The sequence below is a fragment of the Comamonas sp. genome (assembly GCF_036643215.1).
In the GTDB taxonomy this organism is placed as follows: domain Bacteria; phylum Pseudomonadota; class Gammaproteobacteria; order Burkholderiales; family Burkholderiaceae_C; genus Comamonas.
The window spans coordinates 20,023-38,644 of the sequence record NZ_JAVXSJ010000026.1 but is presented as its reverse complement, the minus strand read 5'-3'; the positions used below and the strand labels follow the sequence as shown (position 1 = coordinate 38,644).

At 59.9% G+C, this 18,622-nt stretch carries 19 protein-coding genes; 8 read left to right on the top strand and 11 right to left on the bottom strand.

The genetic code is table 11. The features are described 5' to 3' along the window. Nucleotides 1-30: 30 nt before the first annotated feature. Both RSF91_RS15930 and fghA read left to right on the top strand, forming a co-directional pair. Nucleotides 31-1,146 (top strand): S-(hydroxymethyl)glutathione dehydrogenase/class III alcohol dehydrogenase, encoded by a 1,116-nt coding sequence (locus RSF91_RS15930; protein WP_332569337.1) that lies wholly within the window; start codon nucleotides 31-33, stop codon nucleotides 1,144-1,146. Nucleotides 1,147-1,251: 105 nt separating this feature from the next. Beyond that, nucleotides 1,252-2,115: an S-formylglutathione hydrolase gene (gene fghA / locus RSF91_RS15925; protein ID WP_332569336.1), complete on the top strand. Its 864-nt coding sequence runs from the start codon at nucleotides 1,252-1,254 to the stop codon at nucleotides 2,113-2,115. A 38-nt stretch (nucleotides 2,116-2,153) separates the two neighbouring features. Here the strand turns inward: fghA and RSF91_RS15920 are convergent, their stop codons facing one another. Beyond that, nucleotides 2,154-3,101 carry a sensor domain-containing diguanylate cyclase gene (locus RSF91_RS15920; RefSeq protein WP_332569335.1) on the bottom strand — a complete coding sequence of 316 codons (948 nt, stop codon included), beginning with the start codon at nucleotides 3,099-3,101 and terminating at the stop codon, nucleotides 2,154-2,156. 187 nt (nucleotides 3,102-3,288) lie between these two features. Continuing rightward, nucleotides 3,289-4,200: a LysR substrate-binding domain-containing protein gene (locus RSF91_RS15915; RefSeq protein WP_332569334.1), complete on the bottom strand. Its 912-nt coding sequence runs from the start codon at nucleotides 4,198-4,200 to the stop codon at nucleotides 3,289-3,291. Between the two features lie 100 nt (nucleotides 4,201-4,300). Here RSF91_RS15915 and RSF91_RS15910 point away from each other — a divergent pair, with 100 nt between their 5' ends. Then, nucleotides 4,301-5,278 (top strand): Bug family tripartite tricarboxylate transporter substrate binding protein, encoded by a 978-nt coding sequence (locus RSF91_RS15910; protein WP_332569333.1) that lies wholly within the window; start codon nucleotides 4,301-4,303, stop codon nucleotides 5,276-5,278. Next, nucleotides 5,275-6,474, top strand: a complete 1,200-nt coding sequence (locus RSF91_RS15905; RefSeq protein WP_332569332.1) for a M20 aminoacylase family protein — start codon at nucleotides 5,275-5,277, stop codon at nucleotides 6,472-6,474. Before RSF91_RS15910 ends, RSF91_RS15905 begins: the two co-directional genes overlap by 4 nt. Before the next feature lie 76 nt (nucleotides 6,475-6,550). Here RSF91_RS15905 and RSF91_RS15900 read toward each other — a convergent pair whose 3' ends face one another. Next, a complete protein-coding gene (locus tag RSF91_RS15900) occupies nucleotides 6,551-6,799 on the bottom strand; it encodes a VF530 family protein (RefSeq protein WP_332569331.1) in 249 nt (82 codons plus the stop codon). Between the two features lie 245 nt (nucleotides 6,800-7,044). Here RSF91_RS15900 and RSF91_RS15895 point away from each other — a divergent pair, with 245 nt between their 5' ends. After that, entirely contained in the window at nucleotides 7,045-7,389 is a 345-nt protein-coding gene (locus RSF91_RS15895) for a cupin domain-containing protein (RefSeq protein ID WP_332569330.1), read from the top strand. 18 nt (nucleotides 7,390-7,407) lie between these two features. Here RSF91_RS15895 and RSF91_RS15890 read toward each other — a convergent pair whose 3' ends face one another. Further along, the gene (locus RSF91_RS15890) at nucleotides 7,408-7,707 is read right to left on the bottom strand and encodes a putative quinol monooxygenase (protein ID WP_332569329.1); all 300 of its coding nucleotides are present in this window, start codon (nucleotides 7,705-7,707) and stop codon (nucleotides 7,408-7,410) included. A gap of 120 nt (nucleotides 7,708-7,827) precedes the next feature. After that, nucleotides 7,828-9,747: an FAD-binding monooxygenase gene (locus tag RSF91_RS15885; protein ID WP_332569328.1), complete on the bottom strand. Its 1,920-nt coding sequence runs from the start codon at nucleotides 9,745-9,747 to the stop codon at nucleotides 7,828-7,830. 154 nt (nucleotides 9,748-9,901) lie between these two features. Here RSF91_RS15885 and RSF91_RS15880 point away from each other — a divergent pair, with 154 nt between their 5' ends. Continuing rightward, nucleotides 9,902-10,429, top strand: coding sequence for a MarR family winged helix-turn-helix transcriptional regulator (locus RSF91_RS15880; RefSeq protein ID WP_332569327.1), 528 nt, complete (start codon nucleotides 9,902-9,904; stop codon nucleotides 10,427-10,429). Between the two features lie 89 nt (nucleotides 10,430-10,518). On the opposite strand, the gene phnX is transcribed toward RSF91_RS15880, so the two are convergent. From phnX to phnD, 5 genes are all read right to left on the bottom strand, one after another. Beyond that, on the bottom strand, nucleotides 10,519-11,394 hold the full coding sequence (gene phnX / locus RSF91_RS15875) for a phosphonoacetaldehyde hydrolase (RefSeq protein ID WP_332569326.1): 876 nt from the start codon (nucleotides 11,392-11,394) through the stop codon (nucleotides 10,519-10,521). Between the two features lie 21 nt (nucleotides 11,395-11,415). Then, a complete protein-coding gene (psrA, locus tag RSF91_RS15870; RefSeq protein ID WP_332569325.1) occupies nucleotides 11,416-12,501 on the bottom strand; it encodes an iron-containing alcohol dehydrogenase PsrA in 1,086 nt (361 codons plus the stop codon). Nucleotides 12,502-12,622: 121 nt separating this feature from the next. Then, nucleotides 12,623-13,462, bottom strand: a complete 840-nt coding sequence (gene phnE / locus RSF91_RS15865) for a phosphonate ABC transporter, permease protein PhnE (protein ID WP_332569324.1) — start codon at nucleotides 13,460-13,462, stop codon at nucleotides 12,623-12,625. Beyond that, complete coding sequence (gene phnC / locus RSF91_RS15860) at nucleotides 13,459-14,295, bottom strand: phosphonate ABC transporter ATP-binding protein (RefSeq protein ID WP_332569323.1); 837 nt, start codon at nucleotides 14,293-14,295, stop codon at nucleotides 13,459-13,461. The genes phnE and phnC overlap by 4 nt, the downstream gene beginning before the upstream one ends. Further along, nucleotides 14,292-15,167: a phosphonate ABC transporter substrate-binding protein gene (phnD, locus tag RSF91_RS15855; RefSeq protein WP_442878872.1), complete on the bottom strand. Its 876-nt coding sequence runs from the start codon at nucleotides 15,165-15,167 to the stop codon at nucleotides 14,292-14,294. The genes phnC and phnD overlap by 4 nt, the downstream gene beginning before the upstream one ends. A gap of 170 nt (nucleotides 15,168-15,337) precedes the next feature. Here phnD and RSF91_RS15850 point away from each other — a divergent pair, with 170 nt between their 5' ends. Beyond that, on the top strand, nucleotides 15,338-16,243 hold the full coding sequence (locus tag RSF91_RS15850; protein ID WP_332569322.1) for a LysR substrate-binding domain-containing protein: 906 nt from the start codon (nucleotides 15,338-15,340) through the stop codon (nucleotides 16,241-16,243). 182 nt (nucleotides 16,244-16,425) lie between these two features. Beyond that, nucleotides 16,426-17,421, top strand: a complete 996-nt coding sequence (locus RSF91_RS15845; RefSeq protein ID WP_332569321.1) for a tripartite tricarboxylate transporter substrate binding protein — start codon at nucleotides 16,426-16,428, stop codon at nucleotides 17,419-17,421. Between the two features lie 88 nt (nucleotides 17,422-17,509). Here RSF91_RS15845 and RSF91_RS15840 read toward each other — a convergent pair whose 3' ends face one another. Continuing rightward, nucleotides 17,510-18,532 carry an AraC family transcriptional regulator gene (locus RSF91_RS15840; RefSeq protein WP_332569320.1) on the bottom strand — a complete coding sequence of 341 codons (1,023 nt, stop codon included), beginning with the start codon at nucleotides 18,530-18,532 and terminating at the stop codon, nucleotides 17,510-17,512. Between the last annotated feature and the right edge of the window lie 90 nt (nucleotides 18,533-18,622).

The following is an 18,622-nucleotide window of genomic DNA, read 5'->3' as shown; positions in this document are numbered from 1 at the left end:
GCCCGCCCCGACATCCACAGAAAGACAGTCATGAAATCACGCGCCGCCGTTGCCTTCAAAGCCGGAGAACCCCTGCAAATCGTCGAGATCGACGTCGCGCCGCCTCAAAAGGGCGAAGTGCTGGTCAAGATCACCCACACCGGCGTCTGCCACACCGACGCCTTCACCCTGAGCGGTGACGACCCTGAGGGCATCTTCCCTGCCGTGCTGGGCCATGAAGGCGCAGGCATTGTGGTGGAAGTGGGCGAAGGCGTGACCAGCGTCAAGCCCGGCGACCACGTGATTCCGCTGTACACCGCCGAATGCGGCGAGTGCCTGTTCTGCAAGAGCGGCAAGACCAACCTGTGCACCGCCGTGCGCGCCACACAGGGCAAGGGCGTGATGCCCGACGGCACCACGCGCTTCAGCTACAACGGCGAGCCGATTTACCACTACATGGGCTGCTCCACCTTCAGCGAGTACACCGTGGTTGCCGCCGTCTCGCTGGCCAAGATCAGCCCCGATGCCAACCCCGAGCAGGTCTGCCTGCTGGGCTGCGGCGTGACCACGGGTCTGGGCGCCGTCAAGAACACCGCCAAGGTGCAAGAAGGCGACACCGTGGCCGTCTTCGGTCTGGGCGGTATCGGTCTGGCCGTGATTCAGGGCGCGCAAATGGCCAAGGCTGGTCGCATCATCGCAATCGACACCAACCCCGGCAAGTTCGATCTGGCCAAGACCTTTGGTGCCACCGATTGCGTGAACCCCAAGGACTTTGACAAGCCTATCCAGCAAGTCATCGTCGAGATGACCGGCTGGGGCGTGGACCACAGCTTCGAGTGCATCGGCAACACCAACGTGATGCGTGCGGCGCTGGAATGCGCCCACCGCGGCTGGGGCCAGTCCGTCATCATCGGCGTGGCCGGCAGCGGCCAGGAAATTTCTACCCGCCCCTTCCAGCTGGTCACCGGCCGCAAGTGGATGGGCACGGCCTTCGGCGGCGTCAAGGGCCGCAGCGAGCTGCCTGGCATGGTGGAAGATGCCATGAGTGGAAAGATTCAGCTGGAACCGTTTGTGACCCACACCATGGGCTTGGCCAAAATTAACGAAGCCTTTGACCTGATGCATGAAGGCAAGTCGATCCGTTCCGTTGTCAACTTCGCTGAATAATCAAAACCATAGCTGCTAGCGCTTTCAAAGCAAGGGTTTCAAGCATCAAAAGGCTTGAAACCCTTTTTCAACATGCGCACGCAGCTTTCTATTCAGGAGCATCTGATGTCCTCTTCTTTCGAACTCAAAACCGCCCACGCCTGCTTTGGCGGTGCCCAGCGTTATTACGAGCATTTCTCCAGCGAGATCGGCCTGGCCATGAAGTTCTCGGTCTATCTGCCGCCCAAGGCCGTGCTGGGCGAGAAGGTGCCCGCGCTGATTTATCTGGCCGGTCTGACCTGCACCGAAGAAACCTTTATGGCTAAGGCTGGCGCGCAGCGTCTGGCGGCTGAGCTGAACATCGCCCTGATCTGCCCCGATACCAGTCCACGCGGCGCGGGTCTGGCGGGCGAGGCTGATGCATGGGACTTTGGCGTAGGTGCAGGTTTTTACCTTGATGCAACCACCACGCCCTGGGCCCTTCACTGGCGCATGGAAAGCTACATCCTGAACGACCTGCTGCCGCTAGTGGGCAGCAAGCTGCCTGTGGACATGGAGCGTCTTGGCATCTTCGGTCACAGCATGGGCGGCCACGGCGCACTGACACTGGCGCTGCGCCACCCCGGCATTTTCAAGTCCCTGTCGGCCTTTGCCCCCATTGCCAACCCTGTGAATTGCCCTTGGGGCCATAAGGCATTCACCGGCTATCTGGGCAACGACAAGGCCGAATGGGCCAAGCATGACGCCAGCGAGTTGATGAGCACGCAAACGAGCGCACCCTACCCCGGCGGCATTCTGATCGACCAAGGTTTGGCCGATAAATTTTTGATCGAAAAGCAGCTGCTGCCCGAAGCCTTTGAAGCGGCCTGTGCCAAGGCCGGTCAACCACTGACCCTACGCCGCCAAGCCGGTTACGACCACGGCTACTACTTTATTCAGAGCTTTATCGATGACCACCTGCGCCACCATGCGGCGCAGCTTGGCATCTAAGTTTCAGCGCTTGCCCATAGCCACCTGCCAGGGCTGAGTCAAGCCATGCTGCACTCAGCCACACCCTGCCTGGCAATGAACATCTGATCCCCACCCTGTACCTTGGCCATGTACAGGGCTTGATCAGCCCTGCGCATGATGTCTTCAAGGCTCGTGTCTGCAGGCATAAAGGATGTGATGCCCAGACTCAGCGCCGGTGCAGGCCCGCCTGTGGCATATCGATGTAGCGCCCGCTGCCCGACATCCAGCACTTGCTGCGCCAAAACGGTGATGTCCGCCTCAGAGCACCTGTCGCTGAGAATGGCGAACTCATCTCCACCCACTCGGCAAAACACCTCATAAGGCTCGACCAGCTGGCGCACGGCAGCGCCCAGCTCTCGCAACGCTTGATCCCCTGCGGGATGGCCCAGCCCATCATTGATGGCTTTGAAATAATCCACATCAAAGCTCATGAGACACGCCTGCTGCCCTTGGAGCAAATAGGCCTGATAGGCCTTCTCCATGGCGCACATAAAGCCACGGCGATTCTTCAGGCCGGTCAACTCATCATGCAAGGCCTGCTGCTGCAATTTCTGCTGCATTCGCTTGTTGTCCGTGATGTTGCAGGCCACCCAGATGACGGCTCTTTCTCCATCAAAGCACTCACTCAAGGTGCTGATACGGCCTTCAAACCAGACAGGCTCCAGAGGACCCTCTTTCGGCAGCCCCAGCACGTCGTGCACGCTCAATTCATACTCCAGCACCAGCATCTGCTGACCCGTCAGCGCCTCCTGAATTTTTTGCACAAACCATTGCGCTTTGGCAGGCGACAGTACATCAGCAATGGACTTGCCCACGAGTGAGGTGCCGTCGTGGTAATAGCGCTTATCTTTGCCACCCAATACCGCTGCATAGCGGCCCGTCTCCGTCAGAACGAAAGCCGGATCGGGCAAGCTGTTCAAAATGGCGGCGTACTGGCTGGCCGTGAAAGACTCGGTGTGGGACATGGGAAAAACTAAGCGGGAGCAGTAAGCCCCTGTAGATTCATTTGTTTACAAATCATACAAGTGCACGCTTGCTCTCATATGTCAGCCAGTACCGACGGGCGCTGGCGACTGGACGGCAATCCAGCAACGTCAGATCCATGGGTCTTGGTGTGCGCCACCTGCTCTGACGCCCGCACTTAAAGCCCGCTTACGATCCGCCGTCCGGTGGATTTTCTGCGTCGGCCTTCTCAGCCAGCCAGCTGGCAAGCTTGTCTCGCGCCGCAAAGCTGGGGGCATCCTGATTCCAGCACAGGTAATAACCACGGCCACAGGAGACGGTGATGTCAAACGGCACCACCAGCTCGCCCGCTTGCAGCTCTTTTTGCACCAGGCTGCGCGGCACCACGGCCACGCCCATGCCGGCCTTGGCTGCCACGATGAGATGCATGGTCAAATCAAAACCCGGGCCTAGCTGCGGTTTGCTGGCCACACCGGCCTGCGCAAACCACAGCTCCCAGTTGTCCGGAAAATTGGTGTGGTGCAGCAGGTTGGCAGTCAAAAAATCGCCGGGCTGATGGAATTGGGGGCTCAAGGCCGGTGCGCATACAGGAACCAGCTCACGCCCCAGCAAGTAGCGTGCTTGCACCTGCTCGGGCCAGCGGCGGTGGGGGCGTTTGACCTCTACCCACAGATCGACATCGTCGCGCGTGAAGTCTTCGTCATGCTTGAACTGTCTCAGCTCCACATGCACTTCGGGGTGGCGCTGATTGAACTCAGGCAGGCGCGGCATAAGCCATTGAATGGACAATGTGGGGATGACACTCAGGCGCACCAGCTGCGGCATGGCGGCTCGGCCCAGTGTCTCAGCCGCCAGCTCCAGCGCCAGCACATGGCGCTCGGTCAGCTTGCGCAATTGCTCCCCGCGCGTCGTAAGCGACACGCCTGCCGGGCTGCGATCAAACAGGCGGCTTCCCTGCAAATGCTCTTCCAGCCGCTGCACGGCACGACTGACGGCGGCCTGCGTGACGCACAACTCATCGGCAGCACGGCGAAAACTTCCATGGCGGCAGACCGCCAGGAATGCGTGCAGTTCGACCAATGAGGGGGAGCGAATTTTCATGATGTTAGCGATGACATTATGTCATCGCACATGACGAGAATGTCGTTTGCCGAGCGACTGCAGCGTACGTAATCTCGCGCCTTATCCATTGAGACATAACATGCAAATCAACCGTCGCGAATTCGTAAGCTTGGCCGCTGCTGCCGGCCTGTCCCCTCTGTCTTATGCAGAGGCGCCCTACCCCAACAAGCCCATCACCCTGGTTGTGCCTTTCACGCCCGGTGGCTCGGTCGACAACTCGGGCCGCCTGATGGCCGACCGCCTGAGCCGCCTGCTGGGCGTTCCCGTCATTGTGGACAACAAGGGCGGCGCTGGCGGCTCTCTGGGATCGGCCTTTGTGGCCAAGGCCAAGCCCGACGGCTACACGCTGATCGTCACCTCGCAGAGCACGCATGTGGTCAACCCCGCCGTCACCCCCAAGCTGCCTTATGACGCGGTCAATGACTTTGCGCCCATCACACTGATCGACCGTCTGTCCAATGTGCTGCTGATCAACGCCAGCCTGCCCGTGCGCACGTTTGCTGATCTCATCAAGTACGCCCAGGCCAACCCCGGCAAGCTGAACTACGCCAGCGCAGGCACAGGCTCTGTCTCGCACCTGAGCATGGAGCTGCTCAAGACCCAGACCAAGATTGATCTCACCCATGTGCCCTATCGCGGTGCCGGTGTGGCCATCACGGACGTGATGTCGGGCCAGGTTCAGTTGGCTTGGAACAATCTGTCCACCAATCTGGCCAGCATCCGCAACGGCAAGCTGCGTGCACTCGCCGTGGCCGCTCCTCAGCGCGTGGCCCAGCTGCCTGACGTGCCAACGTTTGCCGAGCTGAAGCTGCCCGACCTGAACCTCACCTCCTGGACCGGCATCGCTGCACCAGCCAAGACGCCTCAGCCCATCATCGATCGCCTCTACCAGGCCATGCGCACGGTGCTGCAGGACCCGGCAACCCATGCCGTCTGGACCGACAAGGGCATGATGGTGCCGGAAGAGCTGAAGCCACAGGCCTACCGTGCCGAGATCATCGAGCGCATCAAGTTCTACACGCGCATCGCCAAGGCCAATAACATCGTTCTCGAATGACAGCGCCCCCTACGCGACAGGCGAGCTTCGCCCGTATCGCCCAGTTCCTGCCCTATGAGCAGGAGCTGGTTTCCATTCGCCGCCATCTGCACCAGAACCCGGAGCTGGCTTTTGCCGAACACGGCACCTCCGACTTCATCGCGGGCAAGCTCGCCGAATGGGGTTACGAGGTCACGCGCGGCATAGGCGGCACAGGCCTGGTCGGCACGCTGCGCCACGGCGATGGAAGCCGCAGTCTGGGCATTCGCGCCGACATGGATGCGCTGCCCATTCAGGAGGCTACCGGCGCCGAGCATGCCAGCCGCATTGCCGGCTGCATGCACGCCTGCGGCCACGACGGCCATATGACCATGCTGCTGGGCGCGGCCAAGTATCTGGCGCGCCACCGCAACTTCAGCGGCACGCTGCATCTGATCTTTCAGCCGGCCGAAGAGCGCGGCTTTGACAGCGGTGCCAAGGCCATGGTCGAGGAAGGCCTGTTCGAGCGCTTCCCCTGTGATGCCGTCTATGCCATGCACAACCACCCGGGCTTGCCGCAAGGCCAGTTCGCGATGCGTAGCGGCTCCTTCATGGCCGCTGGTGACCGCGTGTTTGTGAAGATTGTCGGCGTGGGTGGCCATGCCGCGCGCCCTCATCTGGCGGTGGACCCACTGGTGGCAGCAGCCGCCATCGTCACCAGCCTGCAGACCGTGGTGGCACGCAATGTAGATCCAAGCGAAGCTGCCGTGGTCACTGTAGGCCGCCTGCGCTCGGGCGATGCACTGAACGTCATCCCGGCCGATGCCGAGATAGGCATCAGCGTGCGCTCTCACTCGCCTGCGGTACGCAGCCTGCTCAAGGAACGCATTACCGAGCTCATCACCTGCATTGCCCAAGGTCACGGCGCGCGGGCGGAAGTCAACTATGTGGAAGGCTACCCGGCACTGGCCAACAATGCGCAGGCCGTAGAGCTTGCAGCGCAGGTTGCCACGGACCTGGTGGGCGCCGAGGCGGTAGATACCGCCTTCCCCCAGCTTATGGGCAGCGAAGACTTTGCCTACATGCTGCAGCGCTGCCCCGGCGCACTGGTGCGCCTTGGCAACGGCCCATCGGACGGCGGGCGCGGCCTGCACAACCCGAAGTACGACTTCAACGACGCCAACCTGCCCTATGGCGCAGCGTTCTGGAGCCAGCTGGCCGAGCGCTTTCTGCGCTGAAAAAAGCGCTGGCCACAGTCTTGCATTTTTTGTGCAGATTGTGTGCCAGCGCTAAATGTCTCAGTCCATCAAACCATCAATAGCCGCGTTGCTCGCGCTCATATGCACGCTGCGTCTTCACGTACAGCTGCTCGACCTGCTCGCGCGCCCAAGGCGTTTTGCGCAAGAACTTCAGGCTGGATGCAACACTCGGGTCTTGGTTAAAGCAGCGTATTTGCACTCGGCGGCCCAGCTCATTCCAGCCGTAGTAGTCCACCAGATCGGAGACGATGCGCTCCAGCGTCAGGCCATGCAGCGGGTTGTGCGGTTGTTCTTGGGAAGTCATGTGCGCATTGTCGAGGATTCGCCCGGATAAGGTCGCACGAGGGGAAAGACCAAACGAGCACAAGCCACATCTCCAGCCGCATTGTCCTGATATACGCCATGCAGACGGCATGGGCTTGCCTTTCATATGCGTCGGCGAGAGATCACACTTTTGAGCAGTGCACCAGCCTTGCAAGTCGGCTCAACGAAGAGCGCAGCAAAAGCTCGTTGTATTGAAGGCTCTGATTGAATGTGAAGGAGCGCAAGATGCCCCACGAACAACAGGCACCCGAAACCAAGGGTGTGACGGTGAAGTTGCTTTCAACAGTCGACCTTGGCCCCGAGATCGACGGCATGACGGGGCGGCAGCTTCGCATGCGCCTGGTGACCATCGCGCCAGGAGGCGTCTTTGGTCCGGTTCACAACCACAAGGACAGACCCGGAACGGTCTTTATCCTTGAAGGCACGATCACGGACCATCGAAATGGCGTGGCGACGGACTATGGGCCCGGAGTGGGCTGGCCTGAGGACAGAAACACCACGCACTGGCTTGAAAACCGGGGATCAATCACCGCTGTGGAAATCTCGGTCGATATCGTCAAGCAGAGCTGAGCGGGGCCACCCATCCACTCAGGTGGCACGCGGCTGGCCGACCTCGTACACCCGCAAATCCCTGTCTCCAATCTCCAGCGCAGGCCACGCAGCACGCCAGGCCTGGATGTGAGCCGATGCGAAATGTGCATCCAGCGCGGCCTGGTCGCTCCACAGTTCTTTGACATGGATGAGTCCTGGCACAAACACATCTTCCGCGTAGCCATACTCAAGGCATCCCACTTCGGCACGGGATGCTTCTGTCATGGCCAGCATGGCCGGTCTGGCGCGGTCAAGATTTTCGGGCGGCAGTCGTACCGTCCCCACGATCAGCAGCATGGTTTACCTCTACAAAGCAAGCGGATAGCAAAAGACCCACTGCAAATATCGTAGCAAACAGCGCCATAAAAAAGGAGGGCCAAGCCCTCCTTTCAGTCCCATCCACGGGAATCAATTCCATCACGCCAGCATGAAGGCCTCAAAGTACGCGCTCAGTGCGGCGTGGTCGTTCAAGGGCAGAACCTGGGCCACATACTGGTCAGGTCGCACGATGACCAGCGCGCCCTGCTGACGGTCCACACCGCGCATGTCATAGATGTCCTGAGCTGCACTCTTCAGGTCAGGGCTGAAGACTTTTTCATAGTCCAGCAGACCCAGCTTGCCCTTGCTTGGCAATAGCAGCGCGGGCAGCTTCTCCAGCGCCACATCGGTATAAGCCTGCGGAAAAATAGCGCGCACATCAAAGATGCTGTCCATGTCCTGCCCTGCTGGTGTAAAGCGGCGCAGGGGCGATGCAGGGTCAGTCTCCAGATAGCGGCACAGCGCCAGCAGACCGGATTCGGGTTGCTCCAGATCCGCCTGGCCAGCAAACGCATACAGGCGCCAGCGACCATCAGCCTTACCGCAGTGACCCAGATGCACAGGCTTGGCATCAGACACACGTACTACAGGCGCTGAGTGAAAGCGCATACCCACCGTAAAGCCAGTCGCCAGCGCTTGGTTCGCAGCCTCGCCCGTCAGCACGGAGGGGGCGTAATGCGTTCCCACGCCTGCGGTAAAGCGGCCATGCTGCTCAAAGTATTTCTGGAACTCTTTGGGGTCTACACCGCCCTCGCCGCCCTCCTTGGCGCGGTCGCTGAACATCTGGGCCCACTCGCGGTCAAAGTCAATCAGTTGCTGGGCAACCACCTGACGCTCAGACGAGTAGGTGTGCAGCAGCTCAGGCACACATTGCTTGCGCAGCACGGCGGCCAGCTTCCAGCCCAGATTGAAGGTGTCTTGCATGGAGAAGTTCATGCCCTGACCAGCCTTGGGGCTGTGGGTGTGGCAGGCATCACCAGCGATAAAGACATGCGGCAGAGGCGAATCTTCGGTGGCGACGGCATCCGTCACATCGTCGTACTTGTCGCAGATGCGCTGGCCGATTTCATACACCGACCACCAGGGCACATTCTTCACATCCAGCTTGTAGGGGTGAATGACGCGCTGTGCGGTTTCGATCAACTGCTCCACCGTGATCTGACGATTGGCCACGCGCTCGTCCACGCCCAGCTTGTCCATCTCGACATAAAAACGCACCAGATGGCCGCCTTCACGCGGAATGATGAGCACATTGCCATGCTCGGACTGAATGGCAGCCTTGAAGCGAATATCAGGGAAGTCCGTAACCGCCAGAACGTCCATCACACCCCATGCGTGGTTGGCCGAATCACCCACCAGCTGGCGCCCCATGGCACGGCGCACATTGCTGCGCGCGCCATCGCAGCCCACCACATAGCGAGCCTGCACGGTTTCGATCTGCCCAGCATGCTCCGCATCGACGCGCTCCAGCGTCACGGTCACAGGGTAATCGGCAGCGCTGTGGTCCACCTTCACATCCACTACGCGGCGGGCGTAATGGGGCTCCATCTTGCTGGGCGAGTTGCGCATGCGCTCCAGATAGAAGTCATGAATACGCGCTTGATTCAGGATGACGTGCGGGTACTCCGACAGACCATCTTCCGTGTCCTGCACACGGCCGTGGCGGGCGATGTTGCCGGGGGTCTTGTCATCAGGCTTCCAGAAGGTGACATCGTTGATCCAGCAGGCTTCCTTGATCACCTGATCCGCAAAGTCAAAGGCCTCGAACATCTCCATGGTGCGGCAGGCAATACCGTCGGCCTGACCCAGCTGCATGGGACCTTCTTTCTGCTCGACGATGCAGGTATGAATGTCCGGAAACGCAGCCAGCTGCGCGGCCAGCGTCAGGCCTGCAGGGCCGCAGCCCACGATGAGGACATCAACCTTTGCGGGCGCGGTTTCGGTATGGGCTTGTGCCAGTGGAGAGGCCTCAGCGACCAGCGGGCTGCCGGGACGAAAACCATTGAGATGAAATTGCATGAAAGCCTCTAGTGCGTCGGGTGAATCTTGTGCGGAAAGCGCTGGCGGGCGGCTTTCGCTTCATTCAGATATTCACGCATATAGTATGCATACATACCAAATGTATGCAGCGTATTATCTGCACATCAAAACGCAAACAAAATAAGGGTTAACCATGAATAAAGCAGACACTCAGGAGATGGACTCAAACAGTGACAACAGCCAACCCGTCTTCCCTCGGCTGGAGGTTGAGACCTTTCCCGGCCATGGCATTCGCCGCCTGCAACAAGTGGCTGTAGCCATGTTTACGCAGGCCACCGATACATGGGGCATCACGCCCCTGCAATTTGCTGTGCTGCAAAAACTGGTGCACCTGCCCGGAATTGATCAGCGCACGCTGAGCGTGGAAGTGGGCTTTGACAAAGCCACTATTGGCGGCGTCATCGACCGTTTGGAAGTACGCGGTCTGTTGCAGCGCCAGCAAACGGCCAAAGACCGCCGAGTGCGCCTGCTCTCGCTCACCGCTGATGGAGAAGCCCTGCTGACCAGCGCTGGCCCAGCCGTGCTGCAGGCCCAGCAGCGCATGCTGGACCCGCTGAGCGAAGAAGAACGGGAGACTTTTGCGCAGCTGATGCGCAAAGTGATTGAACACCATGAGCAGGGCGGCCCAGAGGCCAGCAAAGCCGCTGGCGATGCGGCCTGAGCACCAGTCTCTCCAGCGAGTCAGTGCGAAGGCCTTATCAAAAAGGGCTGCCCCGCTGGCAGCCCTTTTGCACTTTTTTCTCTTCCACATCAAACCGGTTTGCGCCCGGCTCGCATCTCCGCAGCAATGCTTTGCAGCACGGCGGGCAAATCGATCACGCTGCGCACCACGTAATGCGCTCCGGCTTTTTTAAGCTTGGCCTCGGCAGAAGCCACGCTGGCGTTGACTTCATCCTCTGGAGCATTGGCAAATTCCTCCACGCTATAACCCACTTCGTTGCCCGACAGGCTCAGCCCCACGGTCCACATGCCCGCGCGCAGACCTTCTTCGATACCGGGCACGGTGTCGTCCACCTTCACGCAAGCCCGCACATCGCCAATGCCCAGCGCCAACACATTGGCCAGCGCCATGAAGGGGCCTGGGCGGCCGCCGGCTTCCAGTTCATCGCCTGCAACGACATAGTCGGGTTTGATGCCTGCGGCCTCGGCCTGAGGCTGTAGTTGGTTGAGCACTTCGCGCGGATAGCCCGAGCAGGAGCCAATCTTCAGCCCCTGATCGCGCAGCCATTGCAGGGTCTGCACCGCGCCTTCAATGGGGGCAGAAAACTCGCCCACCTTGGCAATCTGCATGGGCATGAAGCGGGCGTAGATGGCATCCACATCCTCGTTACTCGGACTGTGGCCAAAGCGGGTCTGCCATTGCGCGGCAATGCTTTCATCCTGCAGCAACTGGTAGATATGGTCCCACTTGGACAGGCCCATAGGCCCGCGCGCCTGCGCCAGCGTGATGGTGATGCCAAAGGTGGCAAAGGCTTCCACAAAAATCTGCGTGGGTGCGATCGAGCCAAAGTCCACCAGCGTGCCGGCCCAGTCAAAGATGACGGCTTGCAGCGGCGACAGATCGGCAGTGGCGGTAGTGGATGCCTTGGAAACGGCTTGCTCTTCGGTGTGAGTGATGGCGTTCATGATCAAACTTGGCTTTCGAATTTAAATGCTGCGAATAAAGTTGCGCCCGCGCGGGCCACTGGCAGCCTTGTTCACCATGGTCTGCCAGTCAGCGGGGGCGATGCCGTAATGCGCGGGGTCAGTCGCCACACCCAGCTGCTGCAGAAACTGCTGAAGGCGCTGCACGGCAACGGCAGGTGTAATGGCATCAAAAATGGAGAGCAGCGCGGCGTCGGTCACGGCATCGGCGCCCAGCGCCATCTCCAGCACCAGCGGCAGGCTGAATGAGCAGGCAATGCCGTGCGGCACGCCATGCTGCAGCGTGATGTCGTATGAGAGCGAATGCGCCAGCGCCGTCTTGGTATTGGAAAAAGCCAGTCCGGCCAGCAGCGCAGCCTCAGCCATATCGCTGCGCAGTTGTGGGTTGAGTAGGTCCCGCATCAGCGCAGGCAATGTGGCCAGCGTGCGACGGGCCGACTGCACGGCCAGTGCCATCGATACGGGGTTGCAGTTCACATTCCAGATCGATTCCAGCGCGTGCGAGAGCGCATCCAGCCCGGAAGCCAGCGTGGCACCAGCAGGCAGGCTGGTCATGAGATCGGCATCAATCACCGCCGCCTCGGGCCAGGTGCACTCCTGGTGGAGCGAATACTTCTGACCCGCAGCCTGATCCCAGATCGTGGCCCAGGGCGTCACTTCGCTGCCCGTGCCTGCCGTGGTGGGAATCGCAATCAAATGCTTGTGTGGCGCTGGTGGTAATTGCGCTCCCTGCTTCAAAATCGAGAGCAGCTCGGAAAATTTTCCGGATTCTGTCGCACACAGCAAGGCCTTGGCTGAGTCAATGGCGCTGCCGCCGCCCAGTGCCACGATGACGGGCACATCGGCATGGTCGCGCTGCACCATCTCGTACAACGGGGCCAGCCATTGCACATCGGGGTTGGGCGCAATGCTGTCGATCACGCCGCGCAGCTGACTACCAAGAAGGGCTCGCACACGCTGCACCAGCCCTAAACCTTCGGCCTCAGGAAAAGTGACCAGCAGGCAGTTGCGGCCAGCCAGCAAGGCAGGCAGTTGGTTCAGACTGCTGCGGCCCACATGGGTGTGCACGGGGTTGTGATAAGTCCACACGAGAAAATCCTTTGAAGATTTTTGAGCGAAATCTGCCCGCAGCGCCTGCTATACAAGCGCTGTAAGCTCATTTTTTTGAAGATTCAGAAAGACTGCGATGCACGCTGGCATCGCAGCTCTATCAGTGGCGCGCGCCCTGCTGAATGCGGCTGCGCAGCCAGTTGGAGATCATGTCGGCGGCAATCACCATCACCGTGATGACGATGATGCAGGTCGCCGTTTCTTGATAGCGAAACAGCTTGAGGCTGCTGACCAGCTCAAAGCCCAGCCCACCTGCCCCCACCATGCCTAGCACGGTGGCGGAGCGCAGGTTCACCTCGAAGCGGTAGAGCACCACGGCAATCCACGCGGTGATGGCCTGCGGCACCACGCCAAAGGCAATGATTTGCAGCTGAGTGGCACCGGCGCTGCGCAGGGCTTGCAGCGGGCCTTCGTCGATTTCCTCAATCGCCTCGGCAAAGAACTTGGCCAGCATGCCCATGCCGTGCAGGGCCAGCGCCAGCACACCGGGGAAAGGTCCAAGGCCCACAGCCGAGACAAAGACCAGCGCCAGAATCAGCTCGTTAATACTGCGCACCACGTTGAGAAACTGCCGCGTGATGCGGCGCAGCCAGTGCCAGCTGTGCAGATTGCTGGCCGCGATAAAGGACAGCGGCAGCGCCAACAGCACGGACAGCAACGTGCCCCAGACGGCAATCTGAATCGTCTCCAGCGCCGGTGCCCACAGGCGCGGCAAGATACTCCAGTCCGGCGGCACAGAGCGCGAGAGAAAGTCGCCAATCTGCGGCATGCCACCCGCCAGCTCGCCCCAGCTCATCTGCGCGCCCTCTGCGCTCCAGTGCAGCACCCAGACTATCGCCAGAGCCAGCCCTGCATACCCCAGCCAGCCGCTGATGCCTGCGGGGCGTGCCGCAGTCCATTGCCAGCGGTCTGGCGTGTTTTTCAAACTGCGGCTGTTCATTGCAAACCTCCTGCAGTGGCTACAGCTGGCATGGGCTTGGGCAACCATGCGCCGGGCGCGGTCAGCACAATGCCCGGCTCTGCTGGTGACTGCGGCGGATGCTGCACATCACTGCTGTAGATCGCGTTGAGCGCATCTTCAGTGAGTAACTCAGGCGCTCCATCGAACACCATGCGCCCTTGCGAGAGACCGACGATGCGGTCGCCAAACTCCTTGGCGTAATCAACCTGATGCAGATTGCAGACCACGGCAATACCCAGCTCCCGCGTGGCTTCACGCAGGTACTGCAGCACGCTGCGGGCGGTCTTGGGGTCCAGACTGGCAACAGGCTCGTCGGCCAGAATCACCTGCGGCTGCTGGGCCAGTGCACGGGCAATGCCAACGCGCTGCATCTGTCCGCCCGACAGTGCTTCGGTGCGCTCATCCGCCTTGTGGGCCAGGCCCACGCGCTGCAGGCATTCATCGGCCAGCGCGAGATCGCTTTGCCTGAACAGCTGCAGCACCGATGCCAGCGTGCCCACCTGCCCCAGCCGCCCGGTCAGCACGTTCTTGCGCACCGACAGGCGCTGCACCAGGTTGTGGTGCTGAAACACCATGGCCACATGGCGGGCCAGTTCGCGGCGCGAATGTTTTTGCATCAGGTCGATGCCGCCCACCTGCAGCTGGCCGCTGTCAGGCTGGTTCAGGCCATTCATGCAGCGCAGCAAGGTGGATTTGCCTGCGCCGGACAAGCCCAGCATCACCACAAACTCACCCGCCTTCACATCCATGTCGATGCCGTGCAGCACATGGTTGCTGCCATAGCTTTTGCGCAGATTGCGGATGGTGATCATTTCATCTTCCCCAGGTCCAGATTCAGAGCCTTGGCGGTGTTGCGCACCACGTCGTAGGCCTGATCGTTGGTCGGAGCAAAGCCGTTCAGCTCACCGCGGTCACCCCAGGGCAGGCCCTTGATGTCGGCCAGCGCGGTGGCGACTTTTTTCTTGGTGGCTTCGTCGAGGTTCTTGCGCCAGGCCATTGGGGATTCAGGGATGGGCTGCGATCGCCAGATGATCTGGAAGTCCTCGGCCCTCACATGCCCCTTGGCAATGGCTGTCTGAAAGATGGGGTCGGCCACGGCTGCTGCATCCACCTTGCCGTTGGCCACAGCCATGATGCTGGCGTCGTGCGAGCCCGAAAAAATCACACGCGAGAAGTATTTATCGGTGTCGACCCCGTCACCCTTGAGGCCAGCCTTAGGGAACAGATGACCCGAGGCCGAGCTGGGATCCACAAACGCAAAGGTCTTGCCCTGCAGCTGCGCCACGGTGGCTGGGCCTTTGTCCTTCCTGCTGATGATCAGGCTCTGGTATGAGCTTTTGCCCGACTTCTTGGCCACAGGAATGGCAAAGGCCTCGGCATTGGCCAGCTGGCTGGCCAGCACGTACGAGAACGGGCCAAAGTAAGCCACGTCGATCTTGCCCGAGCGCATGGCTTCGATCACACCGTTGTAGTCGTTCGCCACAAAGGGCTTGACCTTCATGCCGGTCTTCGCAGCCAGTTGCTCCATCACCTGCTGGCTGGCACGCATCATGGCCTGCGCATCTTCAGAAGGGATCAGGCCCACGCGCAGCTCGGTGGGCTGCTGCGCTATGACGCCGGTGGTGGCTGCCAGGGTCAGGCTGGCGACTGCGGCTTTCAGCCAGGTTTTGCGGGTCATCGTCATGAAGTTCATCCTTTGCATGTGCGTCTGTAGAGTGCGGCTCTCGCTGGAGCCATCGCACCGTCATTGCAGTGCGTTGACGTAAATGGTAGGGACGACATATGACTGTCATGTGAAGGTTTCAAAATCAGTTTTGACAGCTTCTATAGATTCAACCTTGAGATGACATTTACATGAGCACCGCCCGCTATCGCGCCTTTATCTCCGTGGCACAGCAAGGCAGCCTGAGCGCTGCGGCCCGCAGCCTGGGAGTGAGCCAGCCCACGGTCTCCAGCCAGATCGCCACACTGGAGCGGCAAAGCCAGATCGAGCTGTTTCACCGTCAGGGCTATCGCATGACGCTCACCAGCGCCGGGCACAAACTGATGGCGCTGGCACAGAAACTGCTGGCGCTGGAGTCGGAAACCGAGTTCTTTCTACGTGACTCGGGCCAGCTCAATCAGGGCGAACTCAAGATCGGGGCCGTAGGTCCTTTTCATGTGATTGAAATGGTGGCCAGTTACCGCGCGCGCCACCCACAGCTACAGTTGTCTATCCGCATGGGCAACTCTCAGCAGGTGCTGCAAGATCTGGAGAACTACACCACCGACGTGTCTGTGCTGGCTGGCCTTTACGACAGGCCCGAGCTACTGGCCCGCGAATATGCGCGCCACGCCATCATCTTGTTTGCCCATGTCGATCACCCGCTGGCGCGGCGCGAACAGATTGAAATTCATGAGCTTCGAGGCCAGCCCCTGCTGCTGCGCGAGCAGGGCTCCACCACACGATCGGCACTGGAGAAAGCACTGCGAGAAGCAGGTATTGAGCCCCGCACGTCACTAGAGATCGGCAGCCGCGAAGCCATTCGTGAAGCCGTGGCGCGCGGTCTGGGCGTAGGCACCGTGTCCGAAGCCGAATTCATTGCAGACCCGCGCTTCAAACCCATTCGCATTGCGGGCGATCCAGCCAGAACTACCACGTATGTGTATTGCATGAAAGAGCGCAGCGAAAGCCTGCTGGTACGCTCTTTTCTGAATGCCATAGAGAATTCAGAAAGCGCCCAGACAGCAGGCCAGCGAGCCTTTGCTCCAAAACCCTGACCCGTCTGAAGCCGTCAAATGCTGGCGTCATTCGTCAAGCTGCAACTCAGGGCTCCAACTGAGAATTTTTGACATCGTGTGACGTGGCATTCACCGCTGCGACGCCGGCGCACCCAGAACCATGCCTCAAGCATTTGGGCGTAAGGTTTTTGGGAAACAGACCAGAACAAACGGAGACAACGATGAGCAAGACAATTCAATGGAAAGCAGTCGCGCTGGGTGCCTGCCTGAGTGTGACGGGCGTTGCCACAAGCTTTTCAGCCCATGCGCAAACGCCAGCATGGCCCAGCAAACCCATTCGAATGATCGTGGGCGGGCCTGCAGGCGGCAATGCAGACTCTCTTGCTCGCCTGCTGGCAGACGGCATGCAAAAGCAGTTGGGAAAGCCCGTGATCGTGGAGTCCAAACCCGGCGCTGCTGGTGCGCTTGCCGTGGCAGACTTGCTCAATAACGGCAAAGATGCGCACACGTTTTTGTTGATCCAGGGCGGCATCGTCAGTGAAACGCCCCTGGCCTACAAGGTCAACTATCAGCCCTTCAAAGACCTGAAGCCGCTGGCCCAGCTCAGCCGTAACGGCCTGGTACTCATCGCCAACAAAGACTTCCCCGCCAGCAATCTGCAGCAACTCAGCGTCTATGGCAAAAAGCAGCCCGAAGGTCTGGACTTTGCCTCCTACGCAGCGGGCATGCGCGGCCATACCTCGGGCATGCTGCTGGGGCAGCTGATGGGCATCAAGATGAAGCACCTGGGCTACAAGGGCTCGCCCCCTGCTCTGACCGATCTCATGGGTGGTCATATCCCGCTGATGATGGATGGCCTCACCACCTCCCTGCCCCTGATCAAGGCTGGCAAGGTCAAGGCTCTGGCCGTGAACTACCCCAACCGTATGGAGCAATTGCCCGACGTCCCCACCTTCAAGGAGCTGGGCTACCCACAGCTATCTGAGGTGAGCTGGTTTGGCGTCTGGTCTCGCCCTGATACGCCAGCCGACGTGCAAGCCAAGGTCCGCGAGATTGCGCTGCAGTACTTCAAGCAACCTCAGATCGCCGCCAAGGTCAGGGACATGGGAATGGAATCAGGCACCGATGCAACGTCTGAAACCCTGATGAGCGAGCTGCAAAAGGCTTACCAGCGCCAGCAAACGCTGCTCAAGTCTATTGACTATCAGGCTCAGTAATCGCCAGCCTCTCTAAAAACACAAGGCCGGAGTCATTGAGACTCCGGCCTTGTCCGTTCTGGCTCACCTGGCTGCCAGGCTCGCTCAGTCAGTTCACCGCTGCGCTCGCAAAATTCAATGTGCGCCAGTTGCTGGGGCTTTGTTGAAACTCTGCATTGAACCAGCGCGTAAAAGAGCTGTTCTCGGCAAAGCCGGTCTGCAGGGCCACGTCGCTGATGGACAGACGCGGGTTCTTCAGCGCCCGGGTCGCAGTCTGCATACGCACGGCATTGAGCGCCAGCTGAAAACTGGTGCCCGAGCTCTCCAGATTACGCTGCAGCGAGCGCGTGCTGAATCCAATGGTGCTGGCCACCTGCGCGATGCTGTAGCGACCATGGGGCAACAAGGCCTGAATGGCCAGCTTGACCTGCTGCTCAATATCTGGCCGGGCACGAACAGGCGCCATGGTGTCCAGAAAGTGGCGCGCATACTGCTCCATGCTTTCGTCATAAGCAGGGTGAATCTGGTCAAGGTCTGTGCAAGAAAGCACCAGCCCGTCGAAATCAGAATCAAACACCATGTCCGAGCCAAAGATACGCCGGTGCTGCACCGTGCTGATCGGTGCTTCATGTGTGAAATGCGTGCTCATCGGGCACCAGTTGCGACCCAGCTGATGGCGGCACAAGGCCTGCAGCACCGCCACACCCAACTCTACCGGGTGACGCCCCGGCTGCTCCCTGCCCGTAGTCAAGTGCAGCTGAATGATGGCAACTTTGTTCTGCCGCACCACATTAACGCTGATGGTGCTGCTGAGCAGGTGCGAGTACTCAGAAATGGTGGCAATCGCCTGCCCCAGGCTGGCCTGGTGCTGAAGGGCGAGGCTTAAATAACCAAAATCAGAAAGCTTCCACAGCGCGCCCATTAACAGGCCGATAGATGCGTTATCAGCAGCGCTGGATGTTGTTTGAAGCAAATGGGCAAAATTGGTTTCTGGCACCCGAATTTCAGAAGCCTGCAGCCAGCTGGATTCAAGCCCCACCTGCCGAAACATTCGTAATTGATCAATTCCCAGATCAGTGGCAACCTGAGAATATTTCTTGAGACTGATATTACGAACACTGCGCTGATTCATGACTTACTCACTTCTGAATCAATAAACAAAGCCATTGGCTTACCATAGAATATTTTCACAAACTCTCTTGATCAAGGTCAATCGGGCATC